Genomic DNA, 23556 nt, shown 5'->3' with positions numbered 1-23556 from the left:
GCAATGAAAAAACAACTTACATATATCGTCTTATTATTATTAGCAGCATCTTGTGCTCAACCTATTCAAAACGATCAATTTAAAGGAAAAGTAAAACGTAAAGCAGTTTATGTAGCATCAAAAGTTCCTGGAAGAATTGTACAACTTAATGTTGAAGAAGGAGATATTGTAAAATCTGGAGATACCTTAGCGGTTATTGATTTACCAGAAGCTGAAGCAAAATTAGATCAAGCATTGGGTGCAGTAAAAGCAGCCAAAGCCCAATATCAAATGGCTTTTAATGGAGCAACTAAGGAACAATTAGATCAAGTAGATGCTGCCTATACAGCAGCAGAAGAACAATATAGATTTGCAGAGAAAAGTTACCAGAGAATAAAAGAAATGTATGAGGACTCTTTAATCTCTGCTCAGAAATATGATGAAGTGAAAACAAAATATTTAATGGCGAAAGCTAAATATGATGGTACTTCAGCTAAGAAAAAAGAAGTCATTTCTGGTGTAAGAAATGAAAAGCAACGTATGGCACTCGGGCAATTAGAAAGAGCGAAAGGAGCTTTAAAAGAAGTAAATGTAGCTTTATCCGAACGTTATATTATTGCTCCAAAGGCGATGCGTATTTCATCTATCTCACTTCAGGAAGGAGAGTTAGCTTTACCAGGTTATAATATCTTTTCAGGTTATGCAGACCAAAGTACATTTTTCCGTTTTGTATTGGATGAAAGTGATGTCCTAAAATATAAAAACAACGAATTAGTAGAGGTAGCAACAGCTTTTGGCAACCAAGAAAAATTTAAAGGAAGAGTTGTTTCTATTCAAGAAGAAATGTCTTTTGCTACAAGGAAATCGATGAATCCTAATTACGAGATGGATCAATCTCTTTATGTCTTAAAAATGATTCCAGTAGATAAGAAAAAAGCAGATCAATTGCTTACAAATACAACTTTAGTGATGTCTAAAAAATAAGGAAGATGAAAGAATTAAAAGCCTTTTCTCAGATAGTAAAGAGAGAGTTTAAATTATTCTTCTCCAATGATGTTTTGGTCATGGTCTTTTTTGGTGCACCTATCTTTTTTGGGTTATTAGTGGGGTATACCTACCAACAGGCTTCAGTAAAAGACTTAAGTATTGCTGTAATTGATCAAGACAATTCGCCTCTAAGCCATAAAGTGATAGATGCTTTAGAGGAAAATTATTACTTGAGTGTAGATCATGTTTCAATAAAAGAAAGTGATATCAAAGATGAACTACCAAATTTCGAAGCGATAGTTCGTATTCCTCAGGGTTTTGAAGGTGCAATTAATTATAAGAGACACCCTCATATCCAAGTTGAGGTGAATGGTGCGAATATGATTACTGGTAATTATGCAAATATCGGTATTCGTACGGTATTGGGGACACTCAATGCAGGAATCGAAATTGTTGGACTCAACAAACAGGGAATTCCATTAGCAACGGCGAAAGAACAATGGGAAGCCTTTGCTATAGATGATACAAGATATTTTAATGCGACATCGAATTACCTGACTTTTATTTGGCCAGGTATTATAGGTGCCGTGATGCAACAGGTTTTCTTATTAGGAATGGCACTCAGCTATAGTAAAGAACATGAAGAAAATACTTTTGGTAAAGTTGCGTCTATTACGAAAAACCCTTTCACTATATTTTTCGGTAAAGCACTTCCTTATTGGATCACCGGTGTGGTTTTGTGGGGTGGACTTCAATTATTGATGTTCCCACTCTTTAAATTACCAGAGCCGTCCGATTATGGTGTTTTATTGATATTAACTGCTGTATTTATGTTTGCCCTAACATGTTTGGGTGGCTTGGTCAGCTGGATCTTACCATCTCAACTGAAGGCAACAGAAGTATTGATGGTGATTTCCACTCCAAGTTTTATTCTTTCTGGTTTTACATGGCCTTTAAATGCTATGCCAGTATGGATACAAAATATTTCTAAAGGAATTCCATTAACGCATTTTCTTGAAGCTTTACGTAAGATACTTCATTTTAATGCTGATATGAATATGATATTTCCGCAAGTTAAAATGTTGATTTTAATCGGATCTTTTTCTGCAATAGGATTGCTCTCTCTTCTTTATAGGAAGTTAAAGATCACTGAATAAATTTAGGTAAGAATAATTTTTCTATTTTAGTACGAACACCTCTTAGGTTTCCTTTGAGGTGTTTTTTCTCTTTTCTAAGAATATTGTAATTATTACTGTGATCTTATGTTTATTTCATAATGTATAATGTTCTTCTATCAATTATTTTCAAATTCCATAATATTTAATTAAAATAGAGTTACTATAATGCCTTTTATAAGCATATCATAATACTACGACTTATTTTTTGACATTTGATTTTCAACTTACCAGCGTATGAAAAGGATTTTTTTACTACTACTATCCCTATTTATCAGTTTCGACTTTTTTGCAGCTCCACTTGAAGATGTACAATTAGACTCTTTGTATTCATTATTGGATCAGATCATTGCTGAAAGAGAATCTTATTCCATAGAGAAGAATAGAAAGATAGATCAATTCAGAGTAGTTCTTGAAACGGACTCAACCTCTACAAGAAATAAGTATTTTCTTGCGACTGAAATTTATAATCAATATCTAGTTTTTGAATTTTATGGAGCATTACATTTCGCCTATGAAGCGATCAAATTTGCACAAGAATTGAACGAACCCGAATTAATTCATGAAAGTCAGTTGAATCTTGCTCAGGTACTTGTGATTGCGGGTATTTATCAAGAGTCTTCGGAAATACTCGATAAATTAAATCCTAAAAAGCTGTCTACACATCTGTTACATAAATATTATGTGATTCGTAAGGACTTGTACAATCAATTGTATTTTTATTCACCGACAAAAAAAATCAAAGAAGGTTATAAAGAAGCTTATACTAATTATTGTGATTCTATATTAATGCATGTTCCTGAAAACTCTGAAGAGTTTTTACATATAAGAGAGACGAGGGCTTTAGATAATAGAGATCTTCAATTAGCGTTATCCATCAATTCGAAAAGAATAGCAAGGACTGAATTGGGACATAAATTATATGCAACAGTAGCTTTTGAACGTTCCTTAGTTTATGAAATTGAAGAAAAAATAAACCTTCAAAAAAAGTATTTGATACTTTCAGCAATATCAGACTTAAAAGCTGCAGTAAAAGATAATGCTTCATTAGCAACATTGGCCTTTTTATTATATCATGAAAACGATATAGAAAGAGCTTACAAATACATTAATATCTCCTATGAAGATGCTTTGTTCTATAATTCAAAGTTAAGGGCTATTCAAATTGCAAATATTCTTCCTGTCATATCAAAATCCTATGAAGTACAGTTGAGAGAACAAAAAAGCAGATTACAACACTTCAACATTATTATTACAATAATGACTATAGTTCTAGTTATAGGTTTGTTCTTTATTTATCGACAAGTTAAATCCATTAGAGAGGCAAGGAATATTACTATTACTACAAATAATAAGCTTAGAGATTCTAATAAAGAATTAGTTGATGCGAATGAACAGCTCAATCAACTTCATACTGATCTGTCGACTACAAATATGGTAAAAGAGGTCTATATCGGAGAGTTTTTAAAGATATGTAGTGACTATATAGACAAACTTGAACATCAAAGTTTACATACCCAAAAGATGTTGATTAAAAGAAAGTATGGAGAATTACTAACTGAAATTAAGAATAGTGATGTCCGTAAAATGGAAATGAAACTGTTTTATAAAAACTTCGATGAAACTTTCCTTCATATCTACCCTAGCTTCGTAGAGTCTTTTAATAAACTACTTGATAAAGATCAGCCCATCGTTACTAAAAATAAAAATAGCTTAACTACCGAATTAAGAATTTTTGCCTTGGTAAGGTTAGGGATTAACGACAGTAATAAGATTGCGAAGTTATTAGGCAACTCTGTAACGACGATTTATAACTATAGGGTAAAGATCAAAAATAAGGCTTCTGTAGATAGAGAAAAGTTTGACGATTATGTTATGAAAATTGGAGAGTTTAATAAAAATATAGAAAATTAAGCCTATTTATCATCTATATTTTTCATAGCTATTAATTTAGTTAACTGTCTGTATATTAGATTTATAGTATCTATATAGATCTACATTTTTACTACTATGCGTAGGTAGTACACTTTTAAACTGCCAACTTTGTATTGTTAGCTCGCTGAAGGTCCAGCTGAAAAAATAATTACCCTTCAATTTTTATTCGAGCATCTATTTATATGACATTAAGTTTGTACTATAATGACTAGACATAATACTCTTTATGATTCTGTTGTAAAACGGAGTTGTATTTCATTACTATTCCTTCTTTTACTTCTATCAACAAATATATATGCACAGACATCAACAATAAGTGGGATTGTAACAGATCGATCTGGAGATCCGATTCCAGGAGTGACTATCTTATTAAAGAACTCACTTGTTGGTACTACATCAGATTTTGATGGACATTATAAAATTGAGATCAACAATAGTTCTGATATCTTAGTTTTTAGCTATGTGGGTATGGTGACAGAAGAAGTAACTGTTGGTGCCAGATCGACCATTGATATTTCTTTAGCAGAAGACATGATCAAACTAGAAGAATTAGTCGTGATTGGTTATGGATCTCAAGACAAGAAAGACGTTACAGGATCAGTGAGTGTAGTAGGTAGTGAAGATTTAGAATCAAGACCGAATACTCAAGTAGGATCTTTAATTCAAGGTAAAGTAGCCGGTGTACAAGTTCAGGCCTCTTCTGGTAAACCTTCTCAGGGTATATCCATGCGAATTAGAGGTACGAACTCTATCAATGCGGGTTCGGAACCCTTGTATGTTGTTGATGGGGTACCAACTGCAGATACAAGATCATTAAGTCCTTCTGATATAGAAAGTATTTCGGTATTAAAAGATGCCTCAGCTGCGGCTATTTACGGAGCACAAGGAGCGAATGGTGTAGTATTGATTACTACTAAAAAAGGTACTTCAACAAAACCAACAGTATCATTAGACATATATGGTGGTATAAATGAAGTATGGAGAACTCAAGAGGTATTAAATGGCGAACAATATAGAGATTTAATGACCGAGATGGGATATAATACCGATTGGGAAAATTATCAGAATAATACAGATTGGCAGAATGAAGTATTCCAAACAGGATATACACAAAATTACCAATTGGCTATTTCAGGGAAATCTGATAAGACAAACTATTATATCTCGGGAGGTTTTACAGGGACACAAGGCGCAGTAAGAAGCTCTGAGATGAATAGAGCTAACTTTAAAGTGAATATCGATCAGGAAGTGAATGACTGGTTAAAATTAGGAACTCGCTTATCATATGTAGATTACAATGATGTTGATGTTAAGGATAATCAAGCTGTAAATCAGGGTGGTGTATTATTAGGAGCACTTACAACACCTGCGGTTATTGGAATCTACAATGATGATGGGACATTTACTTCGAATCCTTTTCAAGACTGGGAAAACCCTATTGCGAGTACCGATGGTTCCCAAAGAGGATTTAATAATAAGCGTTTCTTAGGTAACCTATATGCAGAAATAACCTTTTTGAGAGATTTTAAGTTCAAGACTAATATTGGTATTGATAACAATACAGATAAATACGATTATTTTCTTGATCCTTATAGAACTTCTTATGGGCGAGCATTAAACGGTCAATCGATAGTAAGTCAGAATAACAACTCTTATTATATTTTTGATAATACATTATCCTACGACAAGACATTAGGTAAACATAAAATTCAAGGATTAGTAGGTGCTGTCGTTCAAAAATACCATTGGCAAAGCAGTACTATTGAAAGAAGAAATTTTGCTTCAGATGCAATTTCAACACCCAATGGAGGTTCAGAAATTGCTGCAGCTACAGCTACAGAAGCAGAAAAAGCCAATTCTTCTTTTATCGGTAGAGTAAACTATGCATTCAATAACAAATATCTATTGACTGCCAATATACGAATGGATGGATCTAGTGCATTTGGTCCACAAAATAGATGGGGTATATTTCCATCGTTCTCTGCTGGTTGGAGAATTTCAGAAGAAGCATTTTTAGAAAGTGTAGAAATCATCTCAGATCTGAAATTTAGAGCTGGATATGGTATTGTAGGTAACGATAATATTGGAACTTATGCTTATATGGGTAAAGTTGGATCGGGTGCTAACTATCCTATTGGAGGTGCCACTCAACCAGGTTCTTACCCTGCATCAATTGAGAACCAGAAGTTGAAATGGGAAGAATCAGAACAAACCAATATTGGTCTTGATGTAGGCTTGGTACAAGATAGAATAGAGCTAACCGTAGATGCTTATATTAAAAGAACAAGCGATTTATTATTAAATGCTCCACTACCAAGATCAACAGGTTACGATAATGCTATCCAAAACATTGGGGCCTTGGAGAACAAGGGTATCGAATTTAATTTAAATACAGTAAATGTAGATAAAGAAGTAAGATGGTCGACAAACTTTAATATCTCATTTAACCGAAATGAAGTGACCAATTTAGTGGGACAGGAAATCTATACGGGTAGTATTGCTGGTAGAGGTGAGGCCATTCAAATTAAAGAAGGGCAATCTTTAGGTGTAATTTATGGGTATGAATTTTTAGGAGTTGATCCACAAACAGGTAATGCATATTACATGGGAAGTAATGGAGAGTCTAGATTTTCACCATCACCTGATGATAGAACAATCATAGGAAACGCAAACCCAGATTTTATCTACGGTTTTACAAATACCTTAAGTTGGAAAGGAATTACATTAAACATCTTCTTTCAAGGGTCTCAAGGTAATGAAATGCTAAATGCAACAAGGATTGATACAGAGGGAATGACTGATGCAAAATCACAAACTACTGCAGTATTAAGAAGATGGAAAAGACCGGGAGATGTAACTGATATTCCGAAATCAAGCCAAGGTAATACAGATAACTCTAGAATCTCAACCCGTTTTGTAGAAGATGCTTCTTACTTAAGACTAAAAGCACTTACAATCGGTTATGACCTTCCTTCAAACCTTCTGGAAAAAATTAGAGTGGGATCATTTAGAGTGTATGCAACAGGTGAAAACCTTTGGACTTTAACCAACTACTCTGGCTATGATCCTGAGGTAAATCAAGGCGGAAATTCAAATACAGTATTAGGAATAGATTATGGTACTTACCCTCAAACAAGAAGTATCATTTTCGGAGCAAACATTTCTTTCTAATTTTTTGATCTACAAAGTATGAAATATAAAAATATTATAGCGGGAGCGATTATAACATTAGGAACAATGTCTTGTGATAAATTCCTTGACTTGCAACCTATTTCAGAAGAGACATCAGATAACGCATATGGTAAAGCTTCTCAGATGGAAAGTGCATTAGTAGGTGCTTATGAAACTTTTCAATCATCAGAATATTATGTGTGGGACCATGTAGTATTTAGTGATGTGAGGTCTGATAATGCATATGCAGGAGGAGACAATCCAGAAGTATTTGAGGCAGATTTGTTAACGATAACACCAATCAACTCAAGAGTATTTAGAAATTGGTCTGAAATCTACAATGGTATTTTAAAAGCAAATACTGTCATCGAAAAAATAGAACTTATAGAAGATCCGGCATTATCGGAAGTTCGAAAAGATCAAATCAAAGGTGAAGCTTTATTTTTAAGAGCATACCATTATTTCACATTAGTAAAATTGCATGGAGGTGTTCCTTTAATATTAACTCCTACAAAATCTACAGACCCTAATGATGTAAGAGTACCAAGAAATACAGTAGATGAAGTTTATGCACAGATTATTACAGATTTAAATTTATCAGCTTCGCTATTACCTGATTATTATACAGATGAAAATGGTAATGATCTTGGAGGCTCAACAAACAAGGCGAGAGCGACAGCGGGAGCTGCCAATGCATTATTAGCAAAAGTATATGCTCAACACAAGGAGTGGGATAATGCGTTAGAAGCTATTCAAAAAGTAGAAAATTCTACTGCCGGCTACATGCTTTTGTCTGATTATAATCATTTATTCGATGGAGAGCATTATAACAATGAGGAATCCATTTTGGAAGTACAATACTTGGGTACGGATGAAGGAAATTTTGGTCCTCAATTGTTACTACCGCCTTCAATTTCTGGAGATACTTGGAGAAAGTTTGTTACACCATCTCAAAACTTAATTGCCGCTTATGACGCTGAAGGTGACAATGTAAGAAAAGGAGCTGCGGTATTGTTTGAAAGTGTTGATTGGGTAGATGAATATTGGGGAAATGCTTCTGGTTCAACCATCCCATTTTCATACAAATGGAAAAAGGCAATGGGTTGGGCTTCGACCGATAGACCTTATCTATTACGCTTTGGAGATATAGTTTTACTTAAAGCAGAGGCACTAAATGAAATAGGAAATACTTCTTTAGCATTAGTAGAGATAAACAAAATCAGAACAAGAGTAAATCTAGCCAACTTTTCGGGCTTATCGCAAGCGGAATTAAGAGAAAAAATTCTCAATGAGAGAAGGTTGGAATTGGCTCAAGAAGGACACCGATGGGATGATTTAGTGCGTCAGAATAAGGCTGTTTCCACTATGAACAATCTTGTTGAAATTGATTTGAGAACAGGAAGAGCCGTCAATTATGATATGACAGACGCTAAAATCTTATTACCAATCCCTCAACAAGAATTGGATAGGAACCCTGCATTAGATCAAAATCCATTATAAGAGACAAGACTTCCAAAAAGATGAAAAGAAATATAAAATATATTGTATTGTTTCTCATTGGATTATGGGGAATAAGTTGTACAACAAAATCCAATATGCAACCTGAAGGTGATTGGGACCTTAGCGAGCCAAAGCTCATCATTCCCTCTACTGATGAAAATGTTGAGCTGAATGAAGTATTTCCTAATGAAAACCTTGATTTTGAATGGGAACCCTCAATAAATACGGCGGATTATATCATTACATATTCAGTTGTATTAGTTAGAGATACGGCCACTTCTTATGATAATCCTTTAATTGAAGTGGCATCACATAACAATGGTAAAAGTGTAACGGCTAGTATCTCTCATAGAGAAATTGATTTAGCATTAGCCCAAGCTTGTTATCCTGAAAATGAAATGGCAAGTATCAAATGGGGAGTGAAAGCAACATCATTGTCTAGAGTTGCTTTTTCATCACTGGGAATTAATATTAAAAGATTTTCTGAGAATGAGCTACCACAACAATTATTTATATATGGTACAGCTACTGAAGTAGGTGAAGATCAAGAAAATGCTATCCCAATGAAAGGTTTTGTGGATGGAAATGGAGAGTTGACACATTTTGAAACTGTGACTTCATTAATCAAAGATGAAACATATCAATTTGTAAGTAGTATTGAAGATCCAGCATCGCATTACGGAACGGAAAATGGGGAATTAAAATTATGTGGTTCACAAATTACTGCTACAGAAAGTGGTGTATTTAGAATTTTAGCTGATTTTAAAACAAATACAATAGCCACTGAAAAAATCAATTTCTTCAGTATTGTAGGAACTCCTATTGAAGGTGAATGGGGTGGAGATGTTCCACTTGCGTATCAGGGGAATGGATTATTTCAGGATACTGTAAACTTAAAAGCATCAGGAAGTTTTATTATGAGAATTGATGGCGATTGGGGTAGAGTGTATAAACAGAGACCTGGAACCACTAATCTAATTTATGAGGCATTTGCTGATAATGAAGGACTTGATAAAGAAGATTTACAAAACCCTAATGTAGGTGATTATATAGTTTCTGTAGATTTCTTAGGAACAGCATATACTTATTCATTTGAAAAAGTAGAGTCTGAATTACCTCCACTTGTAGCACCAGAAACATTGTTCTTATTGCCTTCAGATGGATCCGAAGCAATAGAATTCAACAAAGATGGCAACACATTTACTTCACCATCTTATTTAGCTCTACAGGCTGAACTTACTTATACTTTAAATTCATCATCTGATGGGTCTGGGACATCCTATATTTTACAAGGAGAAATTGGTGCGACCGACGATCCTACAGGAGATAATGTATTCGATAGTTCTTCATTGAAAGAAGGGGAAGGAGAAATTACTGTAGCAAGAGACCAAGCTTATCAATTAACACTAGATTTTGGTACTCCATCTCTATCATGGCAATACTATAATATTAAGTTATTCCACTGGTTAGAATGGGATGACCGAATTGAAGTACAAATGACCTATGAGCATCCGTATACTTTTACCTTAAGTAATGTAGAATTAACTGGAGGAAACGATTCGAAATTTAATTCTCCTTGGGATGTTGAATTTGGAGCTTCTGATGCTGCCGGATCTACCGATGATGCAACGGCTACAACAGGTACGGCCACGAACAAGGCTTTTGCGGACGAGTCTGTAAACATTAACAACTTCAAGTTTATATCAACTGACGGTACTTACAATATTAGTCTCGAGATTTCAAATGATTATCGAACAGCTAATTATTCTGTAACGCAATAAAAAAATTATTGGAGGGGAGCATTTCCCTCCTTAACAAAGATATTATGAAAGAAAATAAAATGAATACATTATTTGGTGTTGTGTTTTTGCTGTGTTCATCTTGGATGAATAATGGGTGTACTGATGAAAAAAATAATGGTACACCTGTCCCTCCACCTCCGGTAGTAGAAGTAGATCATATCGAACTTTATGTGACTTCTACTGAAGACGTCAGAGGTCAAAAAAATCAAGGTCTCCGTCTACAAGAGGATATGGTTGCTTCTGGGTATGATGATTCGTTTCAAACATTAAGAATCGATCAGAATCAAGTTTACCAAGAAATGGATGGTTTTGGTTATACCTTAACAGGAGGAAGTGCCTTACATATCAACAATATGTCTGCAGCCAATAAATCGGCTTTACTTGAAGAATTATTCGGAAGAGAAGATGGGCAAATTGGTGTGAATTATCTAAGGGTAAGTATTGGAGCATCTGATTTAGATGTTGCTCCTTTTTCTTACTCTGACGTGGAAGATGAAACTCTATCCAATTTCACTATAGCTAAAGATCAAGAAAATCTTATTCCAGTACTTAAAGAAATTGTAGCAATCAATCCTTCAATTAAGATTCTAGCGACACCTTGGTCACCTCCGACATGGATGAAATCTAATAATGAATATAAAGGAGGATCATTATTAGCATCACATTATGCTGTATATGCTGACTATTTTGTTAAATACCTGGAGGCATATAAGACTGAAGGTATTACAATTGATGCTATTACAATCCAAAACGAACCATTACATCCGGGTAATGTTCCAAGTTTACTTATGGAATCAGATGAAATGGCCAATTTTATTGCAAGTCATTTAGGACCAAAATTCCAAGAAGCAGGTTTAGAAACTAAAATCATAACATATGATCATAATGCAGACAGACCTGATTACCCAATCAATATCATCAACTCAGAAGCAAATCAATATATCAGTGGTTCCGCTTTCCATTTATATGGAGGTGATATCTCAGCACTTTCATCAGTGAAGACAGCGGACCCTTCTAAAGGAATTTACTTTACAGAACAATGGGTTGGAGGAAATGAAGACTTCGGAGGTGCTTTAATGTGGCATTTTGAAAACATGTTTATTGGTGCTCCAAGAAACTGGAGTAAAACGGTATTGGAATGGAACCTAGCAGCCAACTCAAGTTTAGAACCGCATACAGATGGAGGTTGTACAGAGTGCCTTGGTGCTTTAACAATTGATGGTAATTCTGTGGATAGAAACGTCGCTTATTACACTGTAGGCCATGCTTCAAAATTTATTCCGACAGGTTCTTTCAGGATAAAATCGAATAACATGGGAGATCTTCCTAATGTAGCCTTTGTTACTCCGAACAATAAATATGTAGTCTTACTAATGAATAATTCTGATGCACAGAAAAAATTCAATTTGAAAATTACTGGTACTGAAGAAACATATATTATTTCTATCCCGGCACAAAGTGTTGGTACGATGGTATATGATGGAAATAAAAAGGCATAAAATCATTTTCTGTTAGACTGATGGACAGCATTTAGAGGCAAAGAAGATCGACAACTTTTTGTCCTCAGACTAAAATGAAAAATATATAAAACTATTGCTAAAATAAAAAGGAGGGTATTGGATATCTCTAACTACTCGCAACCAATACCTTCCCTCTAACTTCTCTTGTTTTAACTCTTAATACTAAAGGAATGAAATATCAATTATTACTTTTTTTATTATGTATCAATTTTACTGCTTTCTCTACAGATGTGACTTTTAGTGTAGATGTATCTAATGAAAGCTTGGACGGTAAAGACGTCTATATCGCAGGAGGCTTCTCAGGATGGGGACTTCAACAGATGACAGCTAATGAAAGCAATACTAATATTTATGAAATTACAATAGACGTAGCCGTAGGAAATCACGATTATAAATTTGTGATCGGAAACTGGGAATTAGAAGAGGATATGACAGGGAACGGCTGCTCTGATAATAACAATCGAAAACTATCTATTAATTCAACTGACGCCGTCATTTTACCAACAGAAACATTCAATATTTGTTCAACACCAAAATACGTTAAAGTAACGTTTAGTGTGGACATGAGCAATGAGACTGTTGGGGATGATGGTGTTTTTATGACAGGTTTATATGGATCATGGAATCATAATGACCTAGAATTAGTAGATGATGATAATGACCAAATATATACTAGAGAGCAATATTTAGAAATTGGTTCTGAACATAGCTATAATTTTATTAATGGCAATTGGGAAGATGCTAGAGAAAACTGTTCAGAAGGGAAAAATAGAAAGCTCAAGATTTATAATGATGATATATCAGTACCTACTGCCATATTTGGAGCATGCGATGATCAAGTAATAGTAACTTTTTCTGTCGATATGTCTGAAGAAGAAGTTGGAGGTGATGGTGTTTACATGACTGGGTTAAACAACTCATGGAATCACAATGAAATAAAACTTTATGACTTAGATGAAGACAATATCTGGGAGACTCAAGTTGCCTTGGATAAAAACTCTACACACAGCTACAATTTTATCAATGGCAATTGGGAAGATGCTAGAGATATTTGTCCAGAAGGGAAAAACAGAACGGTAGAGGTTTTAGAAGATCATTTAGTAGTACCTACTGTGGCATTTGGAAAATGTAATAAAGAGTTGGTGTATGTAAGCACTACTTTCCAAGTTGATATGTCTTCCGAAGAACTTGTAGATGAAAAAGTTTTCATTGTTGAATTAAATGGAAAATGGGAACCTAAAGATTGGATAGAAATGTCTGATGAGAATGAAGATGGCATCTATACGGCAACCGTAGATTTACTTCCGGGTGATCAGTTCTATAGATTTAATAATGGTAGTAGTTGGAATGACGAAGACCTTTCAGGGGAAGAATGCGCAGGAGAAGGTGTAAAAAATAGATTTGTTGAAATTGTAAATGATGGTTCAGAAACACCAACGATGACAATTCCAGTTATTGCTTTTAACTCTTGTACATCGACACCTAAGGAAAAAGTGCAAAAAGAGGTGACATTTAAGGTAGATGCATCAGAATTTGAAGACCTTTCCAAAGGGATGTACATCGCTGCTAGTTGGAACTCTTGGGAACCTGAAAACTTCACCATGATGAGCGACGAAGATGAAGATGGAATCTGGGAAGCTACTGTCACTTTAGAAGGAAATACTACCCATGAGTACAAGTTCACTTTAGGTAATGATTGGTCAGATATTGAGGATATGCTGAAATCAGGTTGTGAAAAAGAAGGAACCAATAATAGGTATATCACTTTAGATGAGACAGAAGATGCCGTTATTTTAGACGCTGTCAGGTTTAATTCATGTACTTCAGATGTACCCGAATGGATAAAGGTTTCTTTTATGGTAGATGTTAGCGATCTAGAAGCAAAAGAGGCAGTTACTCTTCAAGGTGAATGGTCTAATGATGCAATTACTATGAATGATCTTGGCAATAATATTTTTTCAAAAGCGGTATACCTTAGAGCAAACGCTATCTATGAATATTCTTTTATGGCAAATGAAGAAGGAGAAGATTTTGAAGGAGAATGTTTGAGTGAATCAAAAAAGAGGACAGTGGCAGTCATGGAAGAAGAACTTACTTTAACAACAGTAATTTTTAACTCTTGTGATGAAAGTGAGAATGAACCATCAGTGAATACGGTTCAAGTTACTTTTAGTGTCAACCTTTCAAAAGAAAAACCTTCAGATGAAGGTGTATTTATTGCAGGGTCTTGGCCTAGCAATGATTGGGATCCAAATTCTTTTGATGCTATGAGTGATGAAGATGGTGATGGAATCTGGGAAGTGACGTTAGAGCTACTTCAAGGTATGACTTATGAATACCAATTTACTATAGGGCAAAATTGGGAGAACACTGAGGATATGACAGATACAGGCTGTGAAGTTGAGGATACAAAAAATAGAAGTATTACTGTAGAAACATCAGACATCGTATTACCAACCGTATGTTTTAATACTTGTAGCGAATGTTATTTCCCTGTAGTTAGTATTACGGTCAGCGGAGATGACATTACTGAAAAAGGAGGTACTTCTCAAATGATAGCTTCAATATTCCCTATTAACGCTGATGTTCAAACGGTGACTTGGTCAGTAGATAATACAGATATAGCTACTATTGATGCTAATGGCTTGGTAAATGCAATTGCCGATGGTCAAGTGATTGTTACTGCTACTTCAACTGAAGATGGCTCGACAGTGAAAGGAACAAAAGAAATTAATATCTCAGGACATACCATTAACTCATTAGAGAGTGAATTGAAGGCTGCGGTAAAAGTTTACCCGAATCCCGCAACGGAACGAATTCATATTGCTTCGGAGCAAAATGTATTAGGTATAAATATTTTAGATGCTCAAGGTAAATTGATCCAAGAAGTCAATTTTGGCAATGCTTCGATAAATAATACTGTGGTGAATATTCAGTCTTTATCAAAAGGGCTTTATATCATCAAAATAATTGGGGAAGGATGGAACAAGAGTTCAAAAGTTCTCCTGAAATAACAGACAGTTGTGATACAAACAATTAAATATTCTAAAATGTAGATTCAATGCTAGATATGCAGTAGGCGCTTGCTTACTGCATATTTTTTATAAACTAAATTCGAAGTTCACCCATTGATTATCATCCCATATATCCGTTTGTACAACATTAGATGTATAATAGGGAGGAGTAAGCAATAACATTCCATTTGCATGATAATTAAATTGAATTTGCTTATTCTTAGGTATTTCTGAAAGTGGAAAACGGATTTCATAATGGCGATCTCCCAAATCTTCCATCAATACTTTTTGACCAGGCGTTTCTAAAAAAGAAGCATATAAGTACATATTCTTAATTTCAAATCGATTGGAATAAGTTCGCTCCCAAAAAGTCAGTAGGTCAGAATCGTTTAAATGCCAAGAAAATACAATTTCATTACCTTGAATTGTATACCCTTGAATATTATCAATGTTAGGGTTTTTATAAGTGAAATTATATTCTCTTGTACCCGTAAAATGTCCTAATTTATTACTTGCATAAAAAGGAGGGTTTACCCAAACTCTACCATTTATGATAAACTTAAATTCTCCCCAAGTATTTACATCTTTCAAAGCCAAAGACTTATAGTATTTATCTCCGACTTTATTCATTTTAAAATATTGAGACCAAGCATTAAAGCTCCCTGCAACTTCTACATAATCAATCATATCTGGATGATAATTTTCTTGTATACCATAACCGTCATTGACTAAAGCATAGATATTTGGATCAAAAATAAACTGAATTGAATCATCTTTAAGTTGATATGCCATTTCATATTCTGAATCTAGAATATATAGTTGCCAAACAAGGTACATTCTCAACAAGGAAAAATCCCAGTTATGAGGGTTTGTAAATCTAGGTGTATGAATATTTTTACCAAAGAAAAAAGGGAGAGTGACTGCATACCTTTCATTAATAATGAATAAAAAGTCTCCACCTACAGGTTGAATATGGTTTTTAGCTTTAGGAATAACCCAATAATTTCCATTAAATATTAGTTCATCTGTTAAAGAATACTCATTGAAAGCACCTAATACATGTACTTTCTTTATTTTGATATCCTTTGCCTTATGGAAATAAGATGAGTCTTCATGAAAGTTTGGAGCATGAGCTGTCTCAAAAAAATCGGTATTTTTAAGATCAATAAAGTTCATGATCTCAGATTCTTTTAGGATAAAATAGACTGAATCATCTTTTAATTCATACCCTAAAATTTCTCCGCCTCGATTCGACATTGTTTCTTCATTCCCATAGTTACATGAAAAAAGAAAAAGAGACATTATGGAAAAAAGGAAATACCTCATTACTTCAATCCTTTAATAATTAAATTCCCTTGTGTTAGTTGATCAGTAATTTCCTGTTTCTGAGAACGACTCATACTTATCATTTGATTTTTTACAATAACACAATTTCCTTCAATGGCTTCTACGGCATCCATATTTACAATAAACGATTTCTGAACCTTTATAAAGGTAGAAGGCAATTTATCTTGGATTTCTTTTAAAGTAAGATGAGTGAGATGTTCACTATCGGAAGTGACAATATTGATATAGTTGTTTTTGGATTCTATATATTGAATCTCTTTACACCAAATTTTCTTGATTTGTTGTTCTACTTTGATAAAAAGAAAATGATCCTCTTTTTCATTTGCGGAAAATGAGTCTCTTGCTTTAATACAACTTTTGTAGAATCGATCAAACGATATGGGCTTAAGTAAATAATCTAAAGTATTTACCTCATAGCTTTGAATTGCATATTCAGAATATGCTGTAGTAAATACTACCATTGGAGGGTTATTCAAAGACTTTACCCAATCAATACCCGATAAGTAGGGCATGTTAATATCACAGAAACATAAATCTATCTGTTGTTCATCAATGATTTCTTGTGCTTTCATAGCTGAACTCACGGTCCCTTTTAAATCTAAAAAAGGAACTTGTTCTACATAACTTGCTAGACCTTCTCGAGCTAGTTCTTCATCATCAATGATTAAGCATTTTAAGTTAGATTTTGACACTGGCATGATAGATATTGTTGAGTTGATAAGTAGAGAATTCAAAATTGTCTCCGTACAATAAGTTCAGACGCTTTTTAATATTAGAGAGACCAATTCCGCTATATTTTTTGTCATCAGATAGCTGTATTACACTATCATCTGTGGAGTTTCTTATCTTAAAGACACAAGAATTTCCATTTTGTTGCAAATTGACATAAATAAAATTCTCTTCATCTTCCCTTTGAGAAACATATTTTAACGCATTTTCAACGAGAGGCAGAAATAAGAGAGGTGGAATTTGATAGTTATCGTTTTCAAAATTGATGATAACATCTACCTTAACATTTTCTCTCTTTCTGAAATTTTGAATCTTTATTAAATGATTAAGATAATCAACTTCCTTCTTTAATGGAACAAAGTCCTGTTCACATTCATAGAGCTGATATCTTAACATATCACTTAATGTTAGCAATAAATCCTGAGCATTTTTTGGGTCTTTTACAATCAACCAAAAAATAGTATTTATAGTATTAAATAAAAAATGGGGGCTTAGTTGTCCTTTCAAGAAATTTAGTTCAGCTTTTGTCTTTTCAAGGATTAGGGCCTGTCTAATCTTTAATTGTTTTAAATACTCGAATACTATTTCTATACCTGCTCCAATACCAAAAGGAAAAAACACTTCGGAAAAGTCTTCTACTGAGATCGTTGATCTAAAATTGGAAGAAATATAATAGTTCCATTTAAAGAACCACATAAGCTCCGTATTGAGATAGAGTATAATGATAAAGCAGAGGAGAATAGAGACGATTCCTAAAGTAATTTTCTTTATTTCAATAAAATAGAAGCACAGTTTCATACCAAGGATTGTGAGTCCACACTTTAACAAAGCAGACGCAAAATCAAGTAATACAAAATGCTTTAGGCCTAACCATTGAAATTGAAGAGAAAAATAGTCTTCGAAAATATACAAAAGAAAGAAGGCCATGAAATATCCGAGAATAGATATGAAGTAAGTGCGTGATAAGTTCATGTGTTTAAATCTTCTTTCTTTTGAATACAAATTTCATTCCTTATTCATGCCTATTGGGGGCAAGCGTCATAAGTGAAATCTTTAATATAATTCTCTTGGTCGAGGTCTTCACTAGTGATATAAAATGAAGTAGAACCTACTACTTCCCCTGTTTGAGGGTGATAGAATTTTACAGAATAAGGACCATAAGATAACTCTTCATCGTAAGACAAGTGATAGACACCATCAATTGGACTTACAGTTGTCATAAAATCTAAACCGTTTGAGTTTAAAAGATTGACCGACAATGGCTCTTCACAGCTACCTTCAACCGGTTGCATGTTGATTTGTAAAAAAGCTTCCACATCTAACAAAGCAGCAGGTGCATCGCTTGCATTGTTTGCAGGATTTAACTCTGGAATGATATTGCCTTCAGATGCACATGATACAGCAAATAAAGAGAAAATAGATACGATAATAAATTTTGATAGCGTGTTCATAATATTGACATTTTAATTTGAGTAATACTTTGCTTTCGATGACTCAAATATCTTTGAACACTCTTTTTTATTGAATTAATTTTGGTGAGATGCATCTACATGATGGTGAAATGCGCAATAATCTGTTTTTCAAAATTTCAATAGTTACCGATTTACATTAAATGGCCCTGTGTAAAAGAATCAATAACATCTTTTTTTAATGATCTACTAATGTTGATAAGTACATTGTTGATAATCACAGAATTACCTTCTATTGCAGTAACATAATTCATATTTATGATAAAAGACTTCTGAATTTTGATGAAATCAGATTTTGGCAAAACTTGCTGAACATCTTTCAACTTCATCAACGTAGAATATTTATTGTCTTGTGTCACAATCTGTATATAGTTGTTTTGGGATTCTATATATAGAATATCATCATAGTTGATCTTATAGATACGGTTATCACTTCGGATAAATAAAGAAGTACGTTGCTTTCTTTGTGATTTTGAAAAATAAGTCGCTCTGTATCGTTCCCTAATTTTTAAAACACTCTTATAGAATTTTTTCATGGTGAGAGGTTTCAGAAAAAAATCGATAGAGTTATAATCAAATGCTTTGACAGCATGACTTGCATCATCCGAAATGAAAACGCATAACTGTTCTGTTCGAAGGCTTTCAAACCAATCAAAACCAGAGATATAGGGGAGGTCTACATCAATAAATAATACATCTAATGTCTTAATCGTCTTAGACATATCTGCTTCCAATGGTGACTGATGTACTTCCAAAAGCGAAAGAATATCAGTTTCATTAAAAAGTTGCTCAATTTGACACCTAAAATGTTCATCGTCCGTTAATAGACCGCAGGTAATAACGGTTTTAGTACTATTAGACATGATAATCAATTTTGTAATTTTTGGTTCGGGTAAACATTGTAATCTTTCAGATTCTCATGAAGAGATGAGAGGTAATAGCAATGTTAATTTTATAATCGCACTAATGAAGAATTGTTTAGTAAGCGTAAAAGTAGAAATAAATTCTGTAATTGATGAATATCTAAGAATTAAAGTGATGTTTTTTGAAGAAATAAAAAAGCGTAACCTAATTCAATTAGATTACGCTTAAGATTATTTTTTTATTAGCTACTATTTTTTTCCAGCTAATAGATATAGTGCAGCCATTCTTGTTGCTACTCCATTTTCAACTTGATCAAGTATAATCGCGTTTTCACAATCAGCAACATCTGAAGTGATTTCTACACCTCTATTGATTGGACCCGGATGCATTACTACGATTTCTTTGTCTAAAGAATCCAATAACTCTTTATTTAGACCAAAGTGTTGCGAATACTCGCGGATAGAAGGGAAGTTTTTCACCAATTGACGTTCCATCTGAATTCTCAGCATATTGGCAACGTCGCACCATTCTAATGCTTTTCTTAGGTCATGTTCTACTCTTACTCCAAGTTGGTCAATATATTTAGGAATAAGGGTGTGAGGTCCACAGACCATTACTTCAGCACCTAATTTTTGCAGAGCGAAGATATTAGATAAAGCCACTCTAGAATGTAGAATATCACCAACGATAACCACTTTTTTGCCTTCTACTGTTCCTAGTCTTTCTCGAATTGAATAAGTATCAAGAATAGCCTGAGTAGGATGCTCATGAGTACCATCACCTGCATTAAGGATTGTGGCATCAATATGCTTAGATAAGAAGTGGGGGGCACCCGGGCTAGAGTGACGCATCACTATAATATCCACTTTCATTGATAGGATATTATTGACAGTATCTAGAAGTGTTTCACCCTTTTTTACTGAACTTCCACTCGATGAGAAATTGATAACATCGGCAGACAAACGCTTTTCAGCCAGTTCAAATGATAATTTTGTACGTGTTGAGTTTTCAAAAAAGATATTCGCAATAGTAATATCTCTCAACGAAGGAACTTTCTTAATAGGTCTGTTGATTACTTCTTTAAATTGATCAGCAGTTTGAAAAATTAGTTCCAAATCTTCTTTGGTCAGGTCTTTGATTCCGAGAAGGTGTTTCGTACTTAACATTATATCTTAAATTCTATCAGTATTTTTTCTCATAAAAAAACGGCGATCAAAACGAAAGCCGTTAAATAATTTATTGATTAATAAGCCAAAGCGTATCCTCCGCATGGCCTTCCTCTTTCCATTCTGCTGTGATATATTGAGATTGAATTGAGTTAACTACCTTACCCACGTAAGTAGGTTCGATAGGTAAATCTCTGCTGTATTTACGGTCAATCAAACACAATAACTCAACTTTCTTAGGACGACCAAATGCCATCATTGCATCTAATGCTGATCGGATAGAACGTCCTGTGAAAATCACATCATCAATTAAGATTACATTCATATTTTCAATTAAGAAAGGAATCTCCGTCTTACTAGGTGTAAGAATATTTTCTCTTCTACGGTAATCATCTCTGTGGAAAGTAATATCCAACTGACCACAAGGCACCTCAATATTCTCTAGCTCCATGATACGTTTTTTGATACGCTCAGAAAGAATAATTCCGCCTTGTTGAAGTCCAATGATCACTGTATTTGAGAAATCTCCATGATTCTCAATAAGTTGCTGACTTAATCTACTAATTGTGATGTCAAGTAATTGACTTTGTAAAATGCTAACTTTCGCCATTATTGTTTTAGAAGTTATACAGGTTCTTAATACCTGTTTGATTCTAACTTACAAGTTTACAAATTTTCTGTCAAATTGCTGTAAAATCCTTCCATTTTGATAAGGTCTTTTAACGAATTACAATGACGGAATAAATGATGCTTTTCATCTTGGTGCTTTTCTTGGAGCTCATCAAAATCAATAAAAACCATATTTTCAAGTACTTGTTGCTCCATTTCAGGGTCATAACCCAATTTTAAAGTACCTCCCGTTTTTTCAACAAGAAAAAATAATTCTATACCATGTAAGGGCAAATCAAAGAACTCATGAGTAAAAAGATGTTTTTTAATGGTAATGTCTAATCCAGTTTCTTCTAAAAATTCTCGCTTCAGAGCATCCTGAACTGTTTCGCCATATTCTAGTCCACCACCTGGAGGAGCCCAAAAAATTCCTCTAGGACCAATCCCTTTGTGAACTGCCATGAGAATTTTATTGTTCTCTATAAGTATACCGCAAACTCTTACTCTTAAGCGATGCCCAAACGTATTTTCTACTTCTTTTGAATTCTTCATTGTGTTTAATTTATCTATCACAAATGTAACAATAGAAGTAAATACATTTTAATTTTATTAATACGCCTAATTTTAAATCACGTCATATAACATTTAATACTCAGTAAAAATCCCAATTATTATATTGGTAAAATCATATTTATCATCCTATACTTTTCAATAGAATTATAGTTGGGAAATCTTAAATTATAGCACTAATTATTAATAATTTATAATACTATTAAGAGTTTATTTTGTTAAGACAATAAGTAACAAAAAAGTTGGTATTAAAAGAGATAGGATTTGTATATTGATATGGAATTAAATTAAAAATGATATGTTAAAACGATGTTCTATTCTACTACTAACATTAATTATCAACGTTTCTTGCTCAATCAAAAATAAACCTATAGAAGAGATTAAAAGTAGCCCATCACCAGAGGATTATGTAATTGATAAATTTGAAGATCATTCTATAGTTTTATTAGGAGAAGATCATGGAATAAAACAAAATCTTGATTTTGTAAGAAATATGATTCCCACCTTATATGAAAATGGTATTTATCAGATAGGGATGGAGTTTGGCGCTTTTGAAGTTCAAGATCTTTTGGACTCTTTACTTGCAGCTCCAGAATATCATGATGCACTAGCCAAGGAAATGATGTATTTCTACAATGTGGGCTGGGCGTATAAAGATTATAGAGATATTTATAAAAGTGCTTGGGAATTTAATCAAACCTTACAGCCTGATCAGAGAAAATTTCGGATTGTCAATTTAAGTTACCATTTCGATTGGACTAAGTTCAATATGGATGATAAAGAATGCATGGGAGATGTTTTCTATAGAGGAGAAATTGATTCTTTCCGATATGAGTTGGTAAAAAGAGAAATTGTGGAGCCTAAAGAAAAAGCATTATTATTAGTGGGAACACCACATGCTTTTACCAAGTTTCTCAATAAGAAGTTGCCTGTTACTTTAAAGAAAGATTGTCCCTGCCAAAGTGTATTCCTCGGGAATCGATTATATGATCTTTTAGAAGATGATATTTGTACCATCTTACTACACCAAGGGTTTTATGGAACTGAAGCAAGTGATTATAAATTAATCTCTCCAGCCGATGGAAAAATTGAAGCTTTAATGAAGCAAAATAATTATAAACCAGTAGGCTTTGATCTTACGGGAACCGTTGGAGAGTTCAGTGATCATAGTTTTTATAGCAGTTGTCATGATACCTTTAAATTGCAAGATTTCTTTGACGGGTATATTTTCTTAGCTCCTTTTTCTGAAATGGAAGGATGTACTTTTGATGACTACTTTTATGAAGGAAAAGACTATGCCTCGGAGATCTATCCTGAGATTCCAGACCCAAATTGGAATCCAAGACCAAGATCAGCAGAAGAATATATTCAACAAAGAAAAGAATACGTAGATATTAAAAATAGATACAAAGACATTATAATCAACTAAGTAAAAAGGCTCTCAAGAAATTTGAGGGCCTTTTTGTTTTTTTAGGATCACTATAAATATAGTTAAAGGTGATTATATCTTTTTTTGAATGGTGTCTTATTTATGATAACCTATAATTAATCCGTTAACCAAAAGTGTTATGTGACCACAAATGAGTCTGTGTATATTGTTATGTGTAATTGCAAGTAATAGAAATTTTTAGTAATTTTGTATTACTATAATTATTTAAAGAAAAAATGTGAATATATCGATATAAGCTACTTTGGTTTCAGTCGATTAAAGTGTGTTCA

The 23556-nt window shown here is 33.7% G+C and carries 18 protein-coding genes; 10 read left to right on the top strand and 8 right to left on the bottom strand.

Annotated elements, in window-relative coordinates; translation table 11 throughout:
* Positions 1 to 3 precede the first annotated feature (3 nt).
* The 8 genes from QL232_RS04360 to QL232_RS04325 all read left to right on the top strand — a co-directional run bounded on the left by QL232_RS04360 (position 4) and on the right by QL232_RS04325 (position 15083).
* Positions 4 to 963, top strand: a complete 960-nt coding sequence (locus QL232_RS04360) for a biotin/lipoyl-binding protein (RefSeq protein ID WP_168882747.1) — start codon at positions 4 to 6, stop codon at positions 961 to 963.
* 5 nt (positions 964 to 968) lie between these two features.
* Positions 969 to 2123 carry an ABC transporter permease gene (locus tag QL232_RS04355; protein ID WP_281613250.1) on the top strand — a complete coding sequence of 385 codons (1155 nt, stop codon included), beginning with the start codon at positions 969 to 971 and terminating at the stop codon, positions 2121 to 2123.
* Between the two features lie 255 nt (positions 2124 to 2378).
* Positions 2379 to 4055, top strand: coding sequence for a DUF6377 domain-containing protein (locus QL232_RS04350; protein ID WP_281613249.1), 1677 nt, complete (start codon positions 2379 to 2381; stop codon positions 4053 to 4055).
* Between the two features lie 225 nt (positions 4056 to 4280).
* A complete protein-coding gene (locus QL232_RS04345) occupies positions 4281 to 7247 on the top strand; it encodes a TonB-dependent receptor (RefSeq protein WP_281613248.1) in 2967 nt (988 codons plus the stop codon).
* A gap of 18 nt (positions 7248 to 7265) precedes the next feature.
* Positions 7266 to 8747, top strand: coding sequence for a RagB/SusD family nutrient uptake outer membrane protein (locus QL232_RS04340; RefSeq protein ID WP_281613247.1), 1482 nt, complete (start codon positions 7266 to 7268; stop codon positions 8745 to 8747).
* Positions 8748 to 8767: 20 nt separating this feature from the next.
* A complete protein-coding gene (locus QL232_RS04335) occupies positions 8768 to 10528 on the top strand; it encodes a hypothetical protein (protein ID WP_281613246.1) in 1761 nt (586 codons plus the stop codon).
* 44 nt (positions 10529 to 10572) lie between these two features.
* Positions 10573 to 12048 carry a glycoside hydrolase family 30 beta sandwich domain-containing protein gene (locus QL232_RS04330; protein ID WP_281613245.1) on the top strand — a complete coding sequence of 492 codons (1476 nt, stop codon included), beginning with the start codon at positions 10573 to 10575 and terminating at the stop codon, positions 12046 to 12048.
* 191 nt (positions 12049 to 12239) lie between these two features.
* Positions 12240 to 15083, top strand: coding sequence for a carbohydrate-binding module family 20 domain-containing protein (locus QL232_RS04325; protein WP_281613244.1), 2844 nt, complete (start codon positions 12240 to 12242; stop codon positions 15081 to 15083).
* Between the two features lie 87 nt (positions 15084 to 15170).
* Here the strand turns inward: QL232_RS04325 and QL232_RS04320 are convergent, their stop codons facing one another.
* The 5 genes from QL232_RS04320 to QL232_RS04300 all read right to left on the bottom strand — a co-directional run bounded on the left by QL232_RS04320 (position 15171) and on the right by QL232_RS04300 (position 19491).
* The gene (locus QL232_RS04320) at positions 15171 to 16385 is read right to left on the bottom strand and encodes a hypothetical protein (RefSeq protein WP_281613243.1); all 1215 of its coding nucleotides are present in this window, start codon (positions 16383 to 16385) and stop codon (positions 15171 to 15173) included.
* A 23-nt stretch (positions 16386 to 16408) separates the two neighbouring features.
* Complete coding sequence (locus QL232_RS04315) at positions 16409 to 17128, bottom strand: LytTR family DNA-binding domain-containing protein (RefSeq protein ID WP_168882739.1); 720 nt, start codon at positions 17126 to 17128, stop codon at positions 16409 to 16411.
* Entirely contained in the window at positions 17109 to 18131 is a 1023-nt protein-coding gene (locus tag QL232_RS04310; RefSeq protein WP_168882738.1) for a histidine kinase, read from the bottom strand. The genes QL232_RS04315 and QL232_RS04310 overlap by 20 nt, the downstream gene beginning before the upstream one ends.
* 50 nt (positions 18132 to 18181) lie before the next feature.
* A complete protein-coding gene (locus QL232_RS04305; RefSeq protein WP_281613242.1) occupies positions 18182 to 18610 on the bottom strand; it encodes a hypothetical protein in 429 nt (142 codons plus the stop codon).
* A gap of 152 nt (positions 18611 to 18762) precedes the next feature.
* Complete coding sequence (locus tag QL232_RS04300) at positions 18763 to 19491, bottom strand: LytTR family DNA-binding domain-containing protein (protein ID WP_168882736.1); 729 nt, start codon at positions 19489 to 19491, stop codon at positions 18763 to 18765.
* Here QL232_RS04300 and QL232_RS04295 point away from each other — a divergent pair.
* Positions 19490 to 19720, top strand: a complete 231-nt coding sequence (locus QL232_RS04295; RefSeq protein ID WP_281613241.1) for a hypothetical protein — start codon at positions 19490 to 19492, stop codon at positions 19718 to 19720. The two genes, QL232_RS04300 and QL232_RS04295, sit on opposite strands and share 2 nt — an antisense overlap.
* Before the next feature lie 20 nt (positions 19721 to 19740).
* Here the strand turns inward: QL232_RS04295 and QL232_RS04290 are convergent, their stop codons facing one another.
* The 3 genes from QL232_RS04290 to QL232_RS04280 all read right to left on the bottom strand — a co-directional run bounded on the left by QL232_RS04290 (position 19741) and on the right by QL232_RS04280 (position 21819).
* Positions 19741 to 20658, bottom strand: a complete 918-nt coding sequence (locus QL232_RS04290) for an aspartate carbamoyltransferase catalytic subunit (protein ID WP_168882735.1) — start codon at positions 20656 to 20658, stop codon at positions 19741 to 19743.
* A gap of 70 nt (positions 20659 to 20728) precedes the next feature.
* Positions 20729 to 21268: a bifunctional pyr operon transcriptional regulator/uracil phosphoribosyltransferase PyrR gene (gene pyrR / locus QL232_RS04285; RefSeq protein ID WP_168882734.1), complete on the bottom strand. Its 540-nt coding sequence runs from the start codon at positions 21266 to 21268 to the stop codon at positions 20729 to 20731.
* A 56-nt stretch (positions 21269 to 21324) separates the two neighbouring features.
* Positions 21325 to 21819: an NUDIX hydrolase gene (locus QL232_RS04280; protein ID WP_168882733.1), complete on the bottom strand. Its 495-nt coding sequence runs from the start codon at positions 21817 to 21819 to the stop codon at positions 21325 to 21327.
* Positions 21820 to 22135: 316 nt separating this feature from the next.
* Between QL232_RS04280 and QL232_RS04275 the strand changes: the two genes are divergently transcribed.
* Positions 22136 to 23266, top strand: a complete 1131-nt coding sequence (locus QL232_RS04275; protein WP_281613240.1) for a hypothetical protein — start codon at positions 22136 to 22138, stop codon at positions 23264 to 23266.
* The last annotated feature ends 290 nt before the right edge of the window (positions 23267 to 23556 follow it).

Origin of the sequence: Flammeovirga sp. SubArs3, assembly GCF_947387565.1 — a bacterium.
GTDB classification, from domain to species: domain Bacteria; phylum Bacteroidota; class Bacteroidia; order Cytophagales; family Flammeovirgaceae; genus Flammeovirga; species Flammeovirga agarivorans.
This window is presented reverse-complemented; position numbering and strand designations above follow the sequence as displayed.

What these genes read in the sequence shown, in the direction of transcription:
- QL232_RS04340 (WP_281613247.1), top strand. Translation starts at nt 7,266, where the DNA reads ATGAAATATAAAAATATTATAGCGGGAGCGATTATAACATTAGGAACA.
- QL232_RS04320 (WP_281613243.1), bottom strand. Translation starts at nt 16,385, where the DNA reads ATGTCTCTTTTTCTTTTTTCATGTAACTATGGGAATGAAGAAACAATG.
- QL232_RS04335 (WP_281613246.1), top strand. Translation starts at nt 8,768, where the DNA reads ATGAAAAGAAATATAAAATATATTGTATTGTTTCTCATTGGATTATGG.
- QL232_RS04300 (WP_168882736.1), bottom strand. Translation starts at nt 19,491, where the DNA reads ATGTCTAATAGTACTAAAACCGTTATTACCTGCGGTCTATTAACGGAC.
- QL232_RS04325 (WP_281613244.1), top strand. Translation starts at nt 12,240, where the DNA reads ATGAAATATCAATTATTACTTTTTTTATTATGTATCAATTTTACTGCT.
- QL232_RS04345 (WP_281613248.1), top strand. Translation starts at nt 4,281, where the DNA reads ATGACTAGACATAATACTCTTTATGATTCTGTTGTAAAACGGAGTTGT.
- QL232_RS04310 (WP_168882738.1), bottom strand. Translation starts at nt 18,131, where the DNA reads ATGAACTTATCACGCACTTACTTCATATCTATTCTCGGATATTTCATG.
- QL232_RS04360 (WP_168882747.1), top strand. Translation starts at nt 4, where the DNA reads ATGAAAAAACAACTTACATATATCGTCTTATTATTATTAGCAGCATCT.
- QL232_RS04290 (WP_168882735.1), bottom strand. Translation starts at nt 20,658, where the DNA reads ATGTTAAGTACGAAACACCTTCTCGGAATCAAAGACCTGACCAAAGAA.
- QL232_RS04280 (WP_168882733.1), bottom strand. Translation starts at nt 21,819, where the DNA reads ATGAAGAATTCAAAAGAAGTAGAAAATACGTTTGGGCATCGCTTAAGA.
- QL232_RS04350 (WP_281613249.1), top strand. Translation starts at nt 2,379, where the DNA reads ATGAAAAGGATTTTTTTACTACTACTATCCCTATTTATCAGTTTCGAC.
- QL232_RS04355 (WP_281613250.1), top strand. Translation starts at nt 969, where the DNA reads ATGAAAGAATTAAAAGCCTTTTCTCAGATAGTAAAGAGAGAGTTTAAA.
- QL232_RS04330 (WP_281613245.1), top strand. Translation starts at nt 10,573, where the DNA reads ATGAAAGAAAATAAAATGAATACATTATTTGGTGTTGTGTTTTTGCTG.
- QL232_RS04275 (WP_281613240.1), top strand. Translation starts at nt 22,136, where the DNA reads ATGTTAAAACGATGTTCTATTCTACTACTAACATTAATTATCAACGTT.
- QL232_RS04305 (WP_281613242.1), bottom strand. Translation starts at nt 18,610, where the DNA reads ATGAACACGCTATCAAAATTTATTATCGTATCTATTTTCTCTTTATTT.
- QL232_RS04295 (WP_281613241.1), top strand. Translation starts at nt 19,490, where the DNA reads ATGATAATCAATTTTGTAATTTTTGGTTCGGGTAAACATTGTAATCTT.
- pyrR (WP_168882734.1), bottom strand. Translation starts at nt 21,268, where the DNA reads ATGGCGAAAGTTAGCATTTTACAAAGTCAATTACTTGACATCACAATT.
- QL232_RS04315 (WP_168882739.1), bottom strand. Translation starts at nt 17,128, where the DNA reads ATGCCAGTGTCAAAATCTAACTTAAAATGCTTAATCATTGATGATGAA.